17 protein-coding genes and 1 rRNA gene are annotated in these 14108 nt (G+C 69.4%); 11 read left to right on the top strand and 7 right to left on the bottom strand.

Going from position 1 to position 14108, the window contains the following annotated elements:
• Positions 1–40: 40 nt before the first annotated feature.
• Positions 41–253, bottom strand: coding sequence for a PLDc N-terminal domain-containing protein (locus EXE45_RS00090; RefSeq protein ID WP_092923145.1), 213 nt, complete (start codon positions 251–253; stop codon positions 41–43).
• A 118-nt stretch (positions 254–371) separates the two neighbouring features.
• Here EXE45_RS00090 and EXE45_RS00085 point away from each other — a divergent pair, with 118 nt between their 5' ends.
• The 9 genes from EXE45_RS00085 (at position 372) to EXE45_RS00045 (ending at position 7468) form a co-directional block, all read left to right on the top strand.
• Positions 372–701, top strand: a complete 330-nt coding sequence (locus EXE45_RS00085; RefSeq protein WP_092923148.1) for a hypothetical protein — start codon at positions 372–374, stop codon at positions 699–701.
• A 130-nt stretch (positions 702–831) separates the two neighbouring features.
• Positions 832–2145, top strand: a complete 1314-nt coding sequence (locus EXE45_RS00080; protein WP_137693194.1) for a Zn-dependent hydrolase — start codon at positions 832–834, stop codon at positions 2143–2145.
• Between the two features lie 109 nt (positions 2146–2254).
• Positions 2255–3211 carry a mechanosensitive ion channel family protein gene (locus EXE45_RS00075; protein WP_092923154.1) on the top strand — a complete coding sequence of 319 codons (957 nt, stop codon included), beginning with the start codon at positions 2255–2257 and terminating at the stop codon, positions 3209–3211.
• 111 nt (positions 3212–3322) lie between these two features.
• Positions 3323–4111: an SDR family oxidoreductase gene (locus EXE45_RS00070; protein WP_092923157.1), complete on the top strand. Its 789-nt coding sequence runs from the start codon at positions 3323–3325 to the stop codon at positions 4109–4111.
• Entirely contained in the window at positions 4108–4455 is a 348-nt protein-coding gene (locus tag EXE45_RS00065; protein ID WP_092923160.1) for a cupin domain-containing protein, read from the top strand. The genes EXE45_RS00070 and EXE45_RS00065 overlap by 4 nt, the downstream gene beginning before the upstream one ends.
• A 27-nt stretch (positions 4456–4482) precedes the next feature.
• Positions 4483–5313, top strand: a complete 831-nt coding sequence (locus EXE45_RS00060; protein WP_137693193.1) for a fumarylacetoacetate hydrolase family protein — start codon at positions 4483–4485, stop codon at positions 5311–5313.
• A gap of 318 nt (positions 5314–5631) precedes the next feature.
• Entirely contained in the window at positions 5632–6687 is a 1056-nt protein-coding gene (locus EXE45_RS00055; protein ID WP_137693192.1) for a transcription initiation factor IIB family protein, read from the top strand.
• 89 nt (positions 6688–6776) lie between these two features.
• Positions 6777–6956, top strand: coding sequence for a hypothetical protein (locus EXE45_RS00050; RefSeq protein WP_092923168.1), 180 nt, complete (start codon positions 6777–6779; stop codon positions 6954–6956).
• A 278-nt stretch (positions 6957–7234) separates the two neighbouring features.
• A complete protein-coding gene (locus EXE45_RS00045; protein ID WP_004598519.1) occupies positions 7235–7468 on the top strand; it encodes a UPF0058 family protein in 234 nt (77 codons plus the stop codon).
• A gap of 67 nt (positions 7469–7535) precedes the next feature.
• Here EXE45_RS00045 and EXE45_RS00040 read toward each other — a convergent pair whose 3' ends face one another.
• Together EXE45_RS00040 and EXE45_RS00035 are read right to left on the bottom strand one after the other, a co-directional pair.
• Entirely contained in the window at positions 7536–8051 is a 516-nt protein-coding gene (locus tag EXE45_RS00040) for a DUF555 domain-containing protein (RefSeq protein WP_092923171.1), read from the bottom strand.
• Between the two features lie 92 nt (positions 8052–8143).
• On the bottom strand, positions 8144–9070 hold the full coding sequence (locus EXE45_RS00035) for a DNA-3-methyladenine glycosylase (RefSeq protein WP_137693191.1): 927 nt from the start codon (positions 9068–9070) through the stop codon (positions 8144–8146).
• 92 nt (positions 9071–9162) lie between these two features.
• Here EXE45_RS00035 and EXE45_RS00030 point away from each other — a divergent pair, with 92 nt between their 5' ends.
• Positions 9163–9663: an SRPBCC family protein gene (locus tag EXE45_RS00030; RefSeq protein ID WP_092923176.1), complete on the top strand. Its 501-nt coding sequence runs from the start codon at positions 9163–9165 to the stop codon at positions 9661–9663.
• A 36-nt stretch (positions 9664–9699) separates the two neighbouring features.
• Here the strand turns inward: EXE45_RS00030 and EXE45_RS00025 are convergent, their stop codons facing one another.
• Positions 9700–11277: a HAMP domain-containing sensor histidine kinase gene (locus EXE45_RS00025; RefSeq protein ID WP_137693190.1), complete on the bottom strand. Its 1578-nt coding sequence runs from the start codon at positions 11275–11277 to the stop codon at positions 9700–9702.
• Positions 11278–11337: 60 nt separating this feature from the next.
• Positions 11338–12225, bottom strand: coding sequence for a DMT family transporter (locus EXE45_RS00020; RefSeq protein ID WP_137693189.1), 888 nt, complete (start codon positions 12223–12225; stop codon positions 11338–11340).
• A 138-nt stretch (positions 12226–12363) separates the two neighbouring features.
• Here EXE45_RS00020 and EXE45_RS00015 point away from each other — a divergent pair, with 138 nt between their 5' ends.
• On the top strand, positions 12364–12666 hold the full coding sequence (locus tag EXE45_RS00015; RefSeq protein ID WP_092923185.1) for a hypothetical protein: 303 nt from the start codon (positions 12364–12366) through the stop codon (positions 12664–12666).
• 25 nt (positions 12667–12691) lie between these two features.
• On the opposite strand, the gene EXE45_RS00010 is transcribed toward EXE45_RS00015, so the two are convergent.
• Both EXE45_RS00010 and rrf read right to left on the bottom strand, forming a co-directional pair.
• Positions 12692–13543, bottom strand: coding sequence for a hypothetical protein (locus EXE45_RS00010; RefSeq protein WP_241989404.1), 852 nt, complete (start codon positions 13541–13543; stop codon positions 12692–12694).
• Between the two features lie 280 nt (positions 13544–13823).
• Positions 13824–13945, bottom strand: a 5S ribosomal RNA gene (gene rrf / locus EXE45_RS00005).
• Positions 13946–14108 lie beyond the last annotated feature (163 nt).

The following is a 14108-nucleotide window of genomic DNA, read 5'->3' as shown; positions in this document are numbered from 1 at the left end:
GGCGCGGTCGGTCGCCCGCGGGCGACCGGCGTCGTCCGGTTCAGTAGGAGTTCCGCCCGATGACGAAGTACAGGAGGATCCCGAGGACCGGCGCGAAGAACACGATAAGCGCCCAGAGGATCGGCGGGTGATCGCTGCGCGACTCCGCGTCCGAGTACGTCCACGCGATCATCGCGAGGTGGACGACCAAGAAGACGAGCCCGATCAGGAGAGCGATGCCGGCGGCCGCGCCTTGGAGGAGCAACGGGGACATACCGCCTGACACCACAACGGCCGCAGTCAAGTGTTTTTGGGATCGACCCCGACGACCTTCGACGACCCCCGACGACCCCTGACGAAACCGATATCCGCGACTAGTGCGAACGCATCGCATGGTCAACGCGGTGCGCGCGGTCGGCGCCGGGGTCGAGTGTCTCGGCGGCGCCCTCCTCGCGCTGTCGCGGACCGTCGACGGCGAGGTGCGGGTCGGCTCGCTCGCGGCCGGGTTCGCGGCCGGCTACCTGTATCGTCACGCGCGAGCGGTCGCGGGCTGTCGGCGGTTCCGCGCCGGTCCGGGCCGGAGCCTGGTCGTCGCGCTGGCGTGGACGGCGCTCGGGGTCGCGATCGACCGCTCCGTCGACGAGGCGGCAGCGAGACGGGGGTTCGCGGCCGGTCTCGGGCTGGGATCGGCCGGCTATTGGTTCGCGCGGCGCGCGGAGTGAGCGAGGCGAGACGCCCGCGAACCGGCCGCCGACCGGGGACCGCCCGCGGCCGGACGCTCGTGCGCGGCCGATCTCCCGGCGCGACTACCGGAGACCGAACCGTTTTGATCCCGCGGCGCCCGGTCTCGGTATGGACCTCTCGGTCGACGCGGAGCGACTCCGTGCGGACATCGAGGCGAACGCGGCGTTCGGGCGGGTCGAGACGGACGATCCGAAGGCGCACGCGCGAACGAACCGGACGGGGACCGAGGCGAACCGGCGGGCCAGAGATCGACTGGTCGAGCGCTTCCGGGACGCCGGCCTCGACGTCACCGTCGACGCCGTCGGAAACGTCCTCGGGACGTGGACCCCCGAGAGCGCCGATCCGGACGCGGCGCCGGTCGTCTCGGGGAGCCACCTCGACAGCGTCCCCGAAGGGGGCATCTTCGACGGGCCGCTCGGGGTGTACGCCGCGCTGGAGGCGGTCCGCGCGATGCGCGACGACGGATTCGAGCCGGACCGCCCGGTCGGGGTCGTCAGCTTCACCGAGGAGGAGGGCGGCACCTTCGGGAACGGACTGCTCGGTTCGACGGTCGCGACCGGCGAGTTGGCGCTCGACGACGCGCTCGCGCTGTCGAACGCCGACGGGGAGACGCTAGGCGACGCGCTCGACCGGATCGGCTACCGCGGGGGGAGCGCGGTCGACGCCGCCACGCCGACCGACGCGGACGGCGAGGCGGCGACGATCGGCCCCGAGTCCTGGGCGGCGTTCTACGAGCTCCACGTCGAACAGGACACGACGCTGGAGTCGACGGGCGCGGCGGCCGGCGTCGTGACGACGATCACCGGGATCACCCACTGCGAGGCGACGATAGAGGGCGAGGCGAACCACGCGGGCGCGACCCCGATGGACGAGCGCACCGACGCGCTCGCGGCCGCGAGCGAGTTCGTGCTGGACGTCGAGGCCGCCGCGAACGAGGTCGTCGCGTCGTCGTCGCCCTCCGCGGTCGGCACCGTCGGCTCGCTGTCGGTCGCACCGAACGCGACGAACGTCGTGCCCGGGCGCGTCGAGGCCGGCGTGGACGTTCGCGACGTCGAGGCCGAGTCGATGGAGACGATCGTCGACGCCGCGCGCGACTCGCTGGCGCGGCTGGCGCGCGACCGGAGGGTCGAGACCGAGTTCGAGCGCCCGTTCGACGTCGCGCCGACGCCGATGAGCGACCGCCTGCGCGAGGCCGCCCACGAGGCCGCCGAGGCGGCCGGACGCGAGGCGATCGACCTCCACTCGGGTGCCGCACACGACGCGATGCGGGTCGCGCGCGTCACGGACGCGTCGCTGCTTTTCGCCCTCTCGCGCGACGGGGTCTCGCACAACCCGCTCGAGTGGACCGACTGGGGCGACTGCGCCGCCGCGACCGAGGTGCTCGCCGGGGCGCTCGCGCGCGTCGCGGCCGGCGATCGATGACGGTCGACGAGGGGAGCGGCCCTCGGGAGAACCACCGCGTCGCGGCGAAGCGCGACCCGACTCCCCGGGACGCCACAACCGTTTTGCCGGGCGGCCGCGAGCGGCGAGCGTGAGACGTCCACTCGGACTCGCGTCGCTCGCGGTCGGGCTGCTGGCGGGGGCCGCCGGCACCGTCGCCGGGACGACCGACGCGCTCGCGAACTGGCCGCCGATCGGCGGGTACCCCGCGCCGACCGTCGTCGGCCGGTCGCTGCTCGTCGTCGCCGTGGCGGGAGTGGTCTACGGGAGCTACCTGCTCGCCGTCCGGGTGCTGACGCGGTCGGCCAACAAGCGCCGGGCGCACAACGTCCGGAACCTGCTCCGGCTGGCGTTCGGGGTCGTCGGGACGGTGGCGACGCCCGCGGTGGCGACGGAGAACTGGCTCGGGCTCCTCTTCTCGCTCGGCGTCATCGGGTTCGCGATCACCTTCGCGCTCCAGCAGCCGTTGCTGTCGCTGATCGCGTGGGTGTACATCGCGGTCAAGCAGCCGTTCGGCGTCGGCGACCGGGTCCGGATCGACGACGCGAAGGGCGACGTGATCGGGGTCGACTTCCTCGTGACGACGCTGTGGGAGATCAACGGCGAACTGGTGACGACGAACCAGCCCTCGGGACGGGTCGTCACCGTCCCGAACAGCGTCGTCCTCTCGTCGAACGTCGTCAACTTCGGCGGGGGCGGGTCGCCGTACGTCTGGAACGAGGTCGCGGTCCAGGTCGCCTACGAGACGGACCTGGAGTTCGCGCGCTCGCTGATGATCGAGGAGGCGACGGACCTGGTCGGCCGGGAGATGGCCGACGGCATCGCCGCCTACCGCGAGGCGCTCGCGGAGACGCCCGTCGAACTGGAGGTCAACGACGGCCCGAGCGTCAACGTCCGACAGGAGGAGTCGTGGGTCGAACTCCGCGTCCGGTACCTCACGCACCCGCGACGCGGGCAGCGCGTGAAAAATCGGCTGTACGAACGGATTCTGGAGCGGTTCAACGAGAATCCGGACCGCGTCGCGTTTCCGGTGAGTCGGAGTCGGTGAGTCGGAGTCGGTGAGTCGCGGCCGCGGCCGAACCCTCCGCGGAGGGGGTCTGAAGGCGGCCGGATTGCCTCCGGGGAAACGCTTTCCACGGTAACCGCGCACAGCTATCACATGGACCTCGAGATAGCGGGAAACGCGGCGCTCGTCACGGCGTCGTCGAGCGGACTCGGCAAGGCGTCGGCGAAGGCGCTCGGCCGCGAGGGCGTCGACGTCGTGATCAACGGCCGCGACGAGGAGCGGCTGGCGGACGCCAGATCGGAGATCGAATCGGTCGCGACCGGCGAGGTCGTCTCCCAGTCCGGCGACCTGACGGACCCGGACGACGTCGAGACGCTCGTCGAGACGACCGTCGACGAGTTCGGCGGGCTCGACCACCTCGTCACGAGCGCGGGCGGCCCGCCCTCGGGAGCGTTCTTAGAGACGGACGACGAGGACTGGGAGGAGGCGTACGAACTGCTCGTGATGAGCGTCGTCCGACTCGCGCGCGAGGCCGAGCCGCACCTCCGCGAGGGCGACGGCGGCACCATCGTGAACATCACCTCTCGGAGCGTGAAGGAGGCGCTCGACAGCCTCGTGTTGTCCAACGCCGTCCGGATGGGCGTGATCGGACTCGAGAAGACGCTCTCGAAGGAGTTCGCGCCCGAGATCCGAGCCAACGCCGTGTTACCCGGGCCACACGAGACGTCTCGCATCCGCGATCTCGTGAACGACGCCGTCGACCGAGGCGAGTACGACTCCTACGAAGAGGGGCTCGACGAGTGGGCCGGCAATCCCCTCGAACGCATCGGTGACCCGATGGAGCTCGGGAACACCGTCGCGTTCCTCTCGTCCCCGAAGTCTGGGTTCATCAACGGCACCGCCCTGCCGATCGACGGCGGCGCCACGGGCGCGAACCTATGAAGTCGGTCCCGTTCGACGAGGCCGAGACGTACGAGCCGGAGGCGGGCTGGCGACGGGTGTCGATGGCGGGCAGCGACCGCTTCTCGTTCGAGTGGTTCGAGAAGCCGCCGGATCACTCCTCGCCGCTCCACGACCACGAGAACGAGCAGGTGTGTCTCTGTCTCGACGGCGAACTGACCGTCGTCACCGACGACGAATCGGTGACGCTCGGCCCGAACGACTCCGTCTACCTGGAGCCGAACGAGCCGCACCGCGTCGAGAATACCGGCGACGAGCGGGCGGTCGGGCTCGACGTGTTCGCGCCCGGACGCTCGTTCGACTTCTGGACCGACCGCGAGGAGTGACCCGATCGTGAACGGGGGACTCGTCGCGTGAAGTACCTCGCACGCTCCGCGACCGGCCGACCGCTGCTCGGTGACGACGAGGGGTACGTGCCGCTGGCGGCGGCGGAGCCGAGGGCGGGAACCGTCCGCGACGCCCTCCCGCTGGCGGCCGCGGGCGACCTCCCGAGCGTCGACGACGCGCCCGCCGAGCGCGTTCCGACCGAGAACCTGACGTTCGGGCCGCCGCTGGAGCGGTTCGGGAAGCTGTGGGGGATCGGTCTCAACTACGCCGACCACGCCGGCGACCTCGACGAGGAGCGGCCGGACGAGCCGGCGAGTTTCACCAAGCCGTCGACGGCGCTCACGGGGCCGGGCGGCCCGATACGTCTCCCGCCGAGCGAGCAGAGCGAGCGCGTCACCGCGGAGGCGGAGTTGGGGGTCCTGCTGGGTCACGAGTGCCGCTCCGTCGCGACCGAGACCGTGAGCGACGTCGTCGCCGGCTACCTGCCGGTCATTGATATGACCGCCGAGGACGTGCTCCGACGGAATCCAAGGTTCCTCACGCGCGCGAAGAGCTACGACACGTTCCTCGTCGTCGGGCCGGCGATCGCGATCCCCGACGGATCGGTCGACCTCTCGAACGCGACGGTGACGACGACGGTCAACGGCGAGGTCGCGGCCGAAAACGAGGTGCGGAACATGCTGTTTCCGCCCGCCGAGATCGTCTCGTTCCACTCCGAGGTAGCGACGCTGCGTCCCGGCGACCTGTTCAGCACCGGGACCCCGGGCGCGGCGCCGATCGAACCCGGCGACGAGGTGCGCGCGACCGTCGAATCGATCGGCTCCGTGTCGGCGTCGGTGACCGGGCGGCGGTCGTGACCGGAGAAGGGGTCGTCGCGGATCGGTGATCGGCCGCCGACGGCGAGCCGCCGTCGCCGTATCGGAACGAGCCGAGAGGAAGAAATATATACGACGGTACGCCTGCCGTCTCCGATCGCTTCCGATCTCCGAGGATCCACGAGGGTCCACCGAACGGGCCTTTTCATCCGTCTAAACCCGTTTTCGGGCGGCTCTCGTCTGTTTTCTGTCAATCAGTACACGATATATTTATATACTCTCGCGACTAACTACACGTTAACAGACTGGCGATTCGCGGACCTCGCTGTATTTTCGTCGAGGGATCGTCGGAGCAGATCCATGACAGAAACAGACACCTACAGCGACGGCGGGACGGAACGAGAGCGGCTAGCGGATCCCAGCGACGCGTCCGCGAGCGGAGAGCGCACGCGAACCGAGCCGGACCGGACGGGCGAGGAGTCGACGACCGTCGAGGAGACGACGGGCGAGAGCGAGCGGACCACGACCTGCCCCGAGTGCGGCGGCCAGCTCGCGACCGACACGGAACACGGCGAGACGGTCTGTAGCGACTGCGGGCTCGTCGTCGAGGCGGACTCGGTCGACCGCGGGCCGGAGTGGCGCGCGTTCAACGCCGGCGAGCGGGACAGCAAGTCCCGGGTCGGGGCCCCGACGACGAACATGATGCACGACAAGGGGCTCTCGACGAACATCGGCTGGCAGGATAAAGACGCCTACGGCAAGTCGCTGTCCAGCCGCCAGCGCGAGAAGATGCAGCGGCTCCGCACCTGGAACGAGCGGTTCCGCACCCGCGACTCCAAGGAGCGCAACCTGAAGCAGGCGCTCGGCGAAATCGACCGGATGGCGTCGGCGCTCGGGCTCCCGGACAACGTCCGCGAGACCGCCAGCGTCATCTACCGCCGCGCGCTGGGCGAGAACCTCCTGCCCGGTCGCTCCATCGAGGGGGTCGCGACCGCGTCGCTGTACGCCGCCGCCCGGCAGGTGGGTAACCCCCGAAGCCTCGACGAGTTCACGGCGGTCTCGCGGGTGGAGAAGATGGAACTCACGCGGACGTACCGCTACGTCGTCCGCGAACTGGGCCTGCGCGTCCAGCCCGCGGACCCGACGAGCTACGTTCCCCGGTTCGTCTCGCGGCTCGACCTCTCGGACGAGACCGAGCGGCGCGCCCGCGAACTGCTCGACGACGCAGCGAGCGCGGGGATTACGAGCGGCAAGTCGCCGGTCGGACTCGCCGCCGCTGCCGTCTACGCCGCCGCGCTGCTCACCAACGAGAAGGTGACGCAGAGCCAGGTCTCCGACGTGGCCGACATCTCGGAAGTCACCATCCGGAACCGGTACAAGGAACTGCTCGACGCGAGCGGCACCGTGAACGCCTGATCCGGCACACGACCGATGTGGCGCGCGGAATCGACTCCCTACCCCGGCCGCCACACACGTTTTTAACGCGGCCCGCTGTACGGGGTGACATGGTTGACGCGTTCGTCAGACTCGTCTGTCCGGAGTGCGGCAAGAACTGGCAGGACAATCCCGCCGACCTTCAGGACCTTCGGTCTAACTTCAGCTGTTCGGCGTGTCACGCGACCCGACGCTTGACCGAGTTCATGCGGACGGAGCGCGACCTCGAAGCCGTCAGGCAGTTTCAGTGAACCGGTCCGCCGATCTCGTCGGATCGAGTCCGGCGATCTCCTAGTGCGTCCGTCGGCCGTTTTTGAGCGTCCGTCGGGCGTCTTGGAGTCCGTCGGCCGTTTTTGAGCGTCTGTCGGCCGCGATCGTCGATCCCGCGTCGTCGGAACGTTCGAAAACGATCCCGATCGATCTATCGAGAAACCGCGTTATCGCCCCGCTACTCACGGAATACGTGAACAGTGTGGTAACGTTACTCAAGATAGTAATATAAACCTCCGGTAGCAAAGGATTGGTACTCATGAAGAAGCAGGAGCTCATCCATCTTCACGGTCTCCTCGCGGAGGTACGAAAACAGTGCGAGTTCTGGGACGACGATGTCGACCTCGAGGCCTACGAGGAACTGGGCGTCAAACCGACATCGATTCACAAATCGAAGACCGACCACAAAGCGGCCGTTTTCAAGCTGACCGAGGGAATCACCGAGCCGATGGAGTCGTCCGAATCGGAGCCGCTGGCCCCGACGGCCGACTGAGACGTCTACTGCGTACTGCTCCTCGTCGACCGACCCGATCCGCGCGTAGCGCAGCGACCGCGTTCGACTATCCGTCGTCGCGTTCCACGTCGCCCCGTTCTACGTCGCCCCGTTCTACGTCATCGCGTTCCACGCCGTCGCGTTCTTCGCCGTCGCGAGACGGGAGCTCGTCGTCGCGGTCGGCGTCGTCGCCCGTCACAGACCGTCCGTCCGCGGTCGCGGATTCCTCGGCCCGGTCGCTCTCCTCGGGATCTATCTCGGTGACCGACAGCACCGTGAGCGGGATGTTCCGGAGGCGCTTGCCGATCTCCTTGCGCGCGACGCGGCTGGCGTGTTCGTCGCGGTCGACGTTGAACACGTCCATCTGAAGCTCCAGGGCGACGAGCGCCTCGTCGGCCGCGACGAACGCCGGGTCGAGCTCCTCGCCGCTCGGCGACGTCCGCGTTCCGGTGTCTATCTCGACGTAGTTGAGGTCCGGATTGAGCATCTCTCCGGTCTTCGAGATGGCGATCCGGACCGCCTCGTCGGCGGTCTCCACGTCGTACACCGGGACCGCGGCCTCGACGACGACTCGACAGTCCATCACGGGCGAGAGTACCACGCGAGCGAGTATCAAACTTCGGCCGCGGCCGGGTCGCGGAGGCCGGTCCGGTCGGTCCCCGACGATCGCGCCGGTCACGCGCCGCCGGCGCGGAGGTAGTAGAACACGTACGTCTGAGCGTAGCCGGCGTACTCGCCGCCGAACCGCTCGCGGATCGCGCGGGAGGTCGCCGCGTAACTCCCGCGGTCGCAGTCGGGGTAATACTCCTCGATGGTGGTGTGGATCCAGGTGTCCAGCGGGACCGCCTCGAGGAAACCGAGCGAGAACAGCAGCACGCAGTCCGCGACCTTGTCCCCGACGCCGACGAATCGCTTGAGCGACTCGCGGGCCTCCTCGTAGGGGAGGTCGGCCGCCTCTCGCGGATGGGCCTCACCGCTCGCGACCATCTCCGCGGTCCGCCGGACGTAGGGGGCGCGGTAGCCCAAGGAGAGGTCGCGAAGTTCGTCCTCCGTGCGCGCGGCCAACCGCTCGGGCGTGGGGAAAGCGCGGTACGCCCCGTCGCCGAGCGCGACCGCGTCGCCGTACGTCTCCCGGAGTCGCCGCTGCATCCCGTGGATGCGAGCGACCCGCATCTGCGCCGAGCAGATGAAGGAGATCAGGCAGGGGAAGGCCGGGTCGCGGGTCAGCCGCATCCCCTCGTAGGCGTCGTACGCGCGCTCCAAGAGAGGGAGGTCCGGGGTGGCGTCGAGGATTTCATCGAGGTCGTCGTCGAGCCGGAGGAGGTGGGTCAACAGCGGTTCGGCGTCAGTCGACGCCTCCCAGCGGAGCGTGCCGTCGTGGACGCCGCCCTCCTGTCGGACCCGAACCGCGACCCGCTCCTCGGTCACCTCAGGGATTGGATCGACGACGGTCTCGTACCACGCGTCGCCGCCGTGAGCGTGGAGTTCGTCGTACGTGTCGCCGTCCGCGCGGTTCCAGAGGTAGCTCTGGCCGCTCTCGAGGGTCGCCTGTAAGTCGAACGGTCCAGCCAGGTCGCCGACGTCGATCGCCCCGCGTTCCATCGTCTCCAGCCACGGTGCGCGCAGGCATGCGGGTTTCGGTCTCAAACCGCCGCCGAGGACGGCTTTTTGTCCGCCCGCGCCCTACCGGACGTATGCCGACGTACAGGCGGACGACCCGGGTACCGGCCCCGATCGAAGACGTGTGGGAGTTCCACTCCACGGTCGACGGACTGCGAGAACTCACTCCGGACTGGATGCGCCTCCGCATCGGCGGCGTCGAGGGGCCGGACGGCTCGCCCGGCCCCGAGGTCCTCCTCGCCGGATCGACGATACGCATGTCGATCCGCCCGTTCGGGGCCGGTCCGCGTCAGCGGTGGACCTCCCGGATCGTCGAGCGGGAGCCCGAGGGAGAGACGACGCCCGAGCGCTCCGCCCGGTTCGTCGACGAGATGGAAGACGGACCGTTCCGTCGCTGGGAACACACGCACGCGTTCTACGCCGACGGCGAGGAGACCCTGCTCGTCGACACGGTCGCGTATCGACTGCCGCTCGGACCGCTCGGCGACGTCGCGGGCCCGGCGGCGAAAGTGGGATTCGAGGGGATGTTCCGCGACCGACACCGGCGGACGGTCCGGCGGTTCTCGGAGCACTGACCCGACTGTAGCGCCCGCGACCGCGAGTCCGGGTTCCTACGTCGACGCGACGGGAGCCGCGTCGCTCCCGAAGGTGAGCTCGAAGACGGCGCCGTCGTCGTTTCGAGCCTCGATTTCCCACTCGTGCGCCTCGACGATCCGGTCGACGATCGCCAGCCCGATCCCGGAGCTGTCGGCCGAGGAGACGCCAGAATCGAAGACCGCGTCGGCGACTTCGACCGGGATTCCGGGACCGTCGTCCGCGACGTACATTCCGCCGACGCCGTCGTCCGTGGTGATCGGACCGACCTCTACCGCGACGTCTCGACCGCCGTGGTCGATCGCGTTCCGGAAGAGGTTCTCGAACGCCTGGCGGAGCCGGCTCGGATCGGCCTCGACGTGGCCGACCTCGTCCGCGATCGTGAGTGCCGCGTCCGGCGCACGTACCGACTGCCACGCCTCCTCCGCGACGGCCGCGATCGGAACCGGCTCCGTCTCGCCGATCGCCTCGCCGCGTCGCGCGAGCATGAGGAGGTCGTCGATCAGCGTCTCCATGCGGTCGACCGCGCCGCTCATGGCGTCGTAGCGCGACGGCGTAAGCTCGTCCTCGGAGAGCGACAGATAGCCCGAGAGCACGTTGAGCGGGTTCCTGAGGTCGTGTGAGACGACAGCGCTGAACTGTTCGAGCTGTTCCGCCTGTCGGCGGAGCGCTGCCCGGCGGTCGTTTCGCGCGATCGTGTGTGCGACCAGATCCCCGAGGGTGCGGTACAGATCGATTTCGTCCTCCGTCCAGACGCGGCAGTCGTCGGACTCGAACGCGACGATTCCGCTCAGTTCCCAGTCGACGACGAGCGGGACGTGAACGGTCGCCGGCGGCCCCCCGACCCCCGTCTCGGCCGCCTCGCCGTCGAAGTCCGCGGCGGGGGCCGCGGCGCGCGCGACGTTGCCGAACGTCGACAGTCGCTCCGACCCCGGAAAGTCCTCGAACGGTCTCGGCGCCGGATCGAAGCCGTGAGGAGACCAGCCGTACGCGGGGACGAACCGGCCGTCGTCCTCTCGATAGCAGACGATCCGGTCGAGATCGGCGTGTTCGCCGACGTTCTCCATCGTCCACTCGATCTTCGTCTCGACCTCGTCGGTGCGAGTGCTCATCAGCGTCGTTCCGGCGTCGAGCAGCACCTCCGAGAGACGGGCGACGTCGTCGTCTCCCAGTCGGACGCGGTCGGGGTTCACCCGACTCGCGAGACGCTCTGCGAGGGGGCCGGAAGCGTCGACCTCGGCGGGGTCAGTCGCTTCGACGTCGACCACGTCGTCCACGCCGGCCGACAGTAGCCCTCGGATCGCCGGCGTCGCGGGGTCTTCGACGAGCCCAATCACCGGTACGTTCGACGGGAGCGCCGCGAGCCGCTCCGTCACGGCGTCTTCGGTCGTCGCCGCAGCGGTGACGACGACGCCACACGCGGCGTTCAGGTGCGCCTCGTCTCCCCCCTCCGCGCCGATGCCGATATCGATCGGAGAGAGCGTTCGAAGCGCCGGTCCGTTCGGCCCCTTCCAAGCGGCGTCGACCGCCCGGGACACGCGCTCGCCGGCGACCCGGTTGTCGCCCACGAACGCGACGACCGTTCGCCGGTCCATACCTGATCCGATCTCTCGGAGGGTTTCAACGTTTACCCCAAAATATCGGCGCTGAAAACGCTACGCCCGGTTCGCGGTCGCGGTGACGTAGATACCCGCGAGGACGACGCACCCGCCGGCGACGGTGGCCGGCGTCGGCGTCTCCGAGAGGAACGCGAAGGCGAGCAGCGTCGCGCCGACCGGTTCCCCAAGCAGCGAGACGGAGACGACGCTCGAATCGAGATGCGCGAGCGCCCAGTTGAGGACGGTGTGACCGAGCAGTCCCGGTCCCGCCGCGAGCCCGGCGAACAGGAGCCACTCCCGCGGCGGGTATCCGGTGAGCGAGTGTCCCGCCGCGAGGACGAACGCGAGCAGAACGACCGCGCAGACGCCGTACACGACGGTGACGTACGGGACCAGCGAGATGCGCTGGCGCAGCGAGCGCCCGGCCAACACGTAGCCCGCGGCGGCGACCGCGCCCGCAAGCGCCAGCGCGTTCCCGTACAGCGGCCGGGGACCGACCGCCACGCCGCCGAGGAAGTCGCCGACCGACATGGCCGCCATCCCGCCGACGGCGACGGCGATGCCTCCGGCCATCCGACGCGTGACGCGTTCGCGCAACAGCAGCCACGCGCCGAGCGCGACGAACACCGGTTGCGCCTGGACGAGCGTCACGCTCGCGGCGACGCTCGTCCAGCGGAGGCTCTCGAACCAGGCCGCGAAGTGGACCGCGAGCGCGACCCCGGACAGCGCCGCGAACGTGAGGTCTCGGGGCCGGATCCGAGCTAACTCCCCGCGGTACCGCCACGCCGCGACCGAAGCCAGCGGCAGCGTCGTGAACAGCACCCGATAGAACGCGGCGACGGAGCTCGGCGCCTCGCTCAGGCGGACGAGGACGGCACCCGCGCTCACGGCGGCGACCGCGGCCGCCAGCCCCGCCTTCGGTGACACCGCTGGCTTCGAGGTCATCGAGCGTCGCGGTCGTTCGCGCGGCGGGGGCTTACCGGTTTCGAGAGCGCACCGAGGCGACGAGGTCTTCACCCGGCCGGCGTCCGAGATGCGGGCGACGCCGACGGTGATTTCACTCCGCGACGCGAACGACGGCTCATGTGTGCGGACACGTTTGGCGTCGGGATCCGCGTCGCCGAGACGGAACTCCGCGTCGTCGTCGGCGTCCCCTCCGACATCGACGCCGGATGGACCGACCCGGAGACGTTCCAATCGCTCGTCGCGGAGGCCGTGTGGGAACGACTCGACCGACGCTCGACCCTGGAAGCCGTCGCCGCTCGGTACGACACGGGCGAGACGGCCCCCCTCGGGAGCGTGACGCTGGAGCCGGACGGCACCGTGGTACAGGCCGACCTCGACCGCCTCGCTGAGTCCGACGGTCGAGACGACACGGAAGGGTAACGGATCGAGTTCCCCACGAGTCACGTCAGTCGTCAGCGACGCGGGCCGCGAGCGCGGCGCCGACGGCCCAGGTCCGTTCGGGTCGGTAGGCGGTGAGATCGTATCGGGTCGGCCCCACGGTGTCGCCCCAGGTTTCGAGCGCGTCGAGCGCGACCAACCCCGACAGCGTCGCTCCCAGCGTTCGCGGCGTCGTCTCCGGGGCCGGCAGCACGGCGTGGACCTGCTTCGACTGCGGATAGTTGCGATCGCACGTCTCGATACCCCGTGTGGCCTCGGCCCAGTGGCGCCGAACGTACCCGAACGTCGTGGGATCGTCCCGATAGAGCCGCTCGACCGCCGCTACCGCGTCGTCGGCACCGACGACCGTGTCGACGCGGCCGCCGACGCGCGACAGCAACTCCGCGGACCCCTCGAAGGAGCATCCCATCGCGATCTGACCCGTTCGTCCCTCGAACCGGTCGAGCAGCCCGTCCGCGAACGCGGCCGCGGAATCGACACCACCTCGAGCGGCGACGGGCGTGAGGTCGTCGATCAGTACGTCGACCGTTCCCGGGGGAGCGCCCGCAAGATGGTCCGCAACGGCGTCGAGAACGCGCTCACCGTCAGCGGTACGGCCGAGCACCGTGTGCGCGAGTCCGCCGCTCGGCACCACCTGTGTCGACGCGACGGCCCCGCTCCGGGCGATGTCGCTCGCGTCCACCACCGCCTCACGATTCGGTGGCCCCGCCGGGGTTCGATCCCAGCCGCTTCGCCAGGCCTCGACGTCCGTTCCGAACAACACGGACACGACACGGTCCGAGGTAATCCCGTCGCGAACCGACGGGCGATCGCCGCAGAACAGGCGTGTCGCGGTGTTCATGCCGTTCGGTCCCTCCATGATACGTTAGCTTCACCGACAGAACTGATAAACTTACGGATGATTCTATCAGTACTGATATGACTTCCGACGAGGAGACGGCCGATCGGCCGTACGCGGTTCGGAGAACCGGTACTCGCCGCCGGGCGGGGTCGCCGCGGAACCGAACGGTCAAGCCGACTGACGGCGGCGCTCGTCGCGGCCCAGCAGACGGCGGTCGGGTGCGGTTGCTCTGTGTATGAAAATAGCCCACGGACGTGCGGTCCGTGGGCTCGGGTGGGAGATTGCTCCCGTATGAGTGGGCAGGCGGCGACTCGTGGTTCCCAGAGGATCGCTCACTCCAGTACTTCACGATACGCTGGTGGGCTTAACTTCCGTGTTCGGAATGGGTACGGGTGTTCCCCCACCGCTTTGGCCGCCTTTACGCCGACTCTCGGACTCGAACCGAAACCCTCTCTCGTCGCGCTCTCGAGCGAGGGACGCCTGTGTCGGTCTGGTTCGATACCAACCGTGTATATCGTGCGATCCAGATACCGCCTGAACTCATGCGAGTCGTGGCGCGTCAGCGCCAATGAATGTGGCTCGG

Source organism: Halorubrum sp. SP9 (assembly GCF_005435015.1).
In the GTDB taxonomy this organism is placed as follows: domain Archaea; phylum Halobacteriota; class Halobacteria; order Halobacteriales; family Haloferacaceae; genus Halorubrum; species Halorubrum sodomense.
Note: the sequence above shows the minus strand (reverse complement) of the source record. Positions and strands in the feature narration are given on the sequence as shown.

Excerpts from the sequence above, each read along its gene's own strand:
- EXE45_RS00090 (WP_092923145.1), bottom strand. The coding sequence starts at position 253 with ATGTCCCCGTTGCTCCTCCAAGGCGCGGCCGCCGGCATCGCTCTCCTG.
- EXE45_RS00085 (WP_092923148.1), top strand. The coding sequence starts at position 372 with ATGGTCAACGCGGTGCGCGCGGTCGGCGCCGGGGTCGAGTGTCTCGGC.
- EXE45_RS00080 (WP_137693194.1), top strand. The coding sequence starts at position 832 with ATGGACCTCTCGGTCGACGCGGAGCGACTCCGTGCGGACATCGAGGCG.
- EXE45_RS00070 (WP_092923157.1), top strand. The coding sequence starts at position 3,323 with ATGGACCTCGAGATAGCGGGAAACGCGGCGCTCGTCACGGCGTCGTCG.
- EXE45_RS00065 (WP_092923160.1), top strand. The coding sequence starts at position 4,108 with ATGAAGTCGGTCCCGTTCGACGAGGCCGAGACGTACGAGCCGGAGGCG.
- EXE45_RS00055 (WP_137693192.1), top strand. The coding sequence starts at position 5,632 with ATGACAGAAACAGACACCTACAGCGACGGCGGGACGGAACGAGAGCGG.
- EXE45_RS00050 (WP_092923168.1), top strand. The coding sequence starts at position 6,777 with ATGGTTGACGCGTTCGTCAGACTCGTCTGTCCGGAGTGCGGCAAGAAC.
- EXE45_RS00045 (WP_004598519.1), top strand. The coding sequence starts at position 7,235 with ATGAAGAAGCAGGAGCTCATCCATCTTCACGGTCTCCTCGCGGAGGTA.
- EXE45_RS00040 (WP_092923171.1), bottom strand. The coding sequence starts at position 8,051 with ATGGACTGTCGAGTCGTCGTCGAGGCCGCGGTCCCGGTGTACGACGTG.
- EXE45_RS00035 (WP_137693191.1), bottom strand. The coding sequence starts at position 9,070 with ATGGAACGCGGGGCGATCGACGTCGGCGACCTGGCTGGACCGTTCGAC.
- EXE45_RS00030 (WP_092923176.1), top strand. The coding sequence starts at position 9,163 with ATGCCGACGTACAGGCGGACGACCCGGGTACCGGCCCCGATCGAAGAC.
- EXE45_RS00025 (WP_137693190.1), bottom strand. The coding sequence starts at position 11,277 with ATGGACCGGCGAACGGTCGTCGCGTTCGTGGGCGACAACCGGGTCGCC.
- EXE45_RS00020 (WP_137693189.1), bottom strand. The coding sequence starts at position 12,225 with ATGACCTCGAAGCCAGCGGTGTCACCGAAGGCGGGGCTGGCGGCCGCG.
- EXE45_RS00015 (WP_092923185.1), top strand. The coding sequence starts at position 12,364 with ATGTGTGCGGACACGTTTGGCGTCGGGATCCGCGTCGCCGAGACGGAA.
- EXE45_RS00010 (WP_241989404.1), bottom strand. The coding sequence starts at position 13,543 with ATGGAGGGACCGAACGGCATGAACACCGCGACACGCCTGTTCTGCGGC.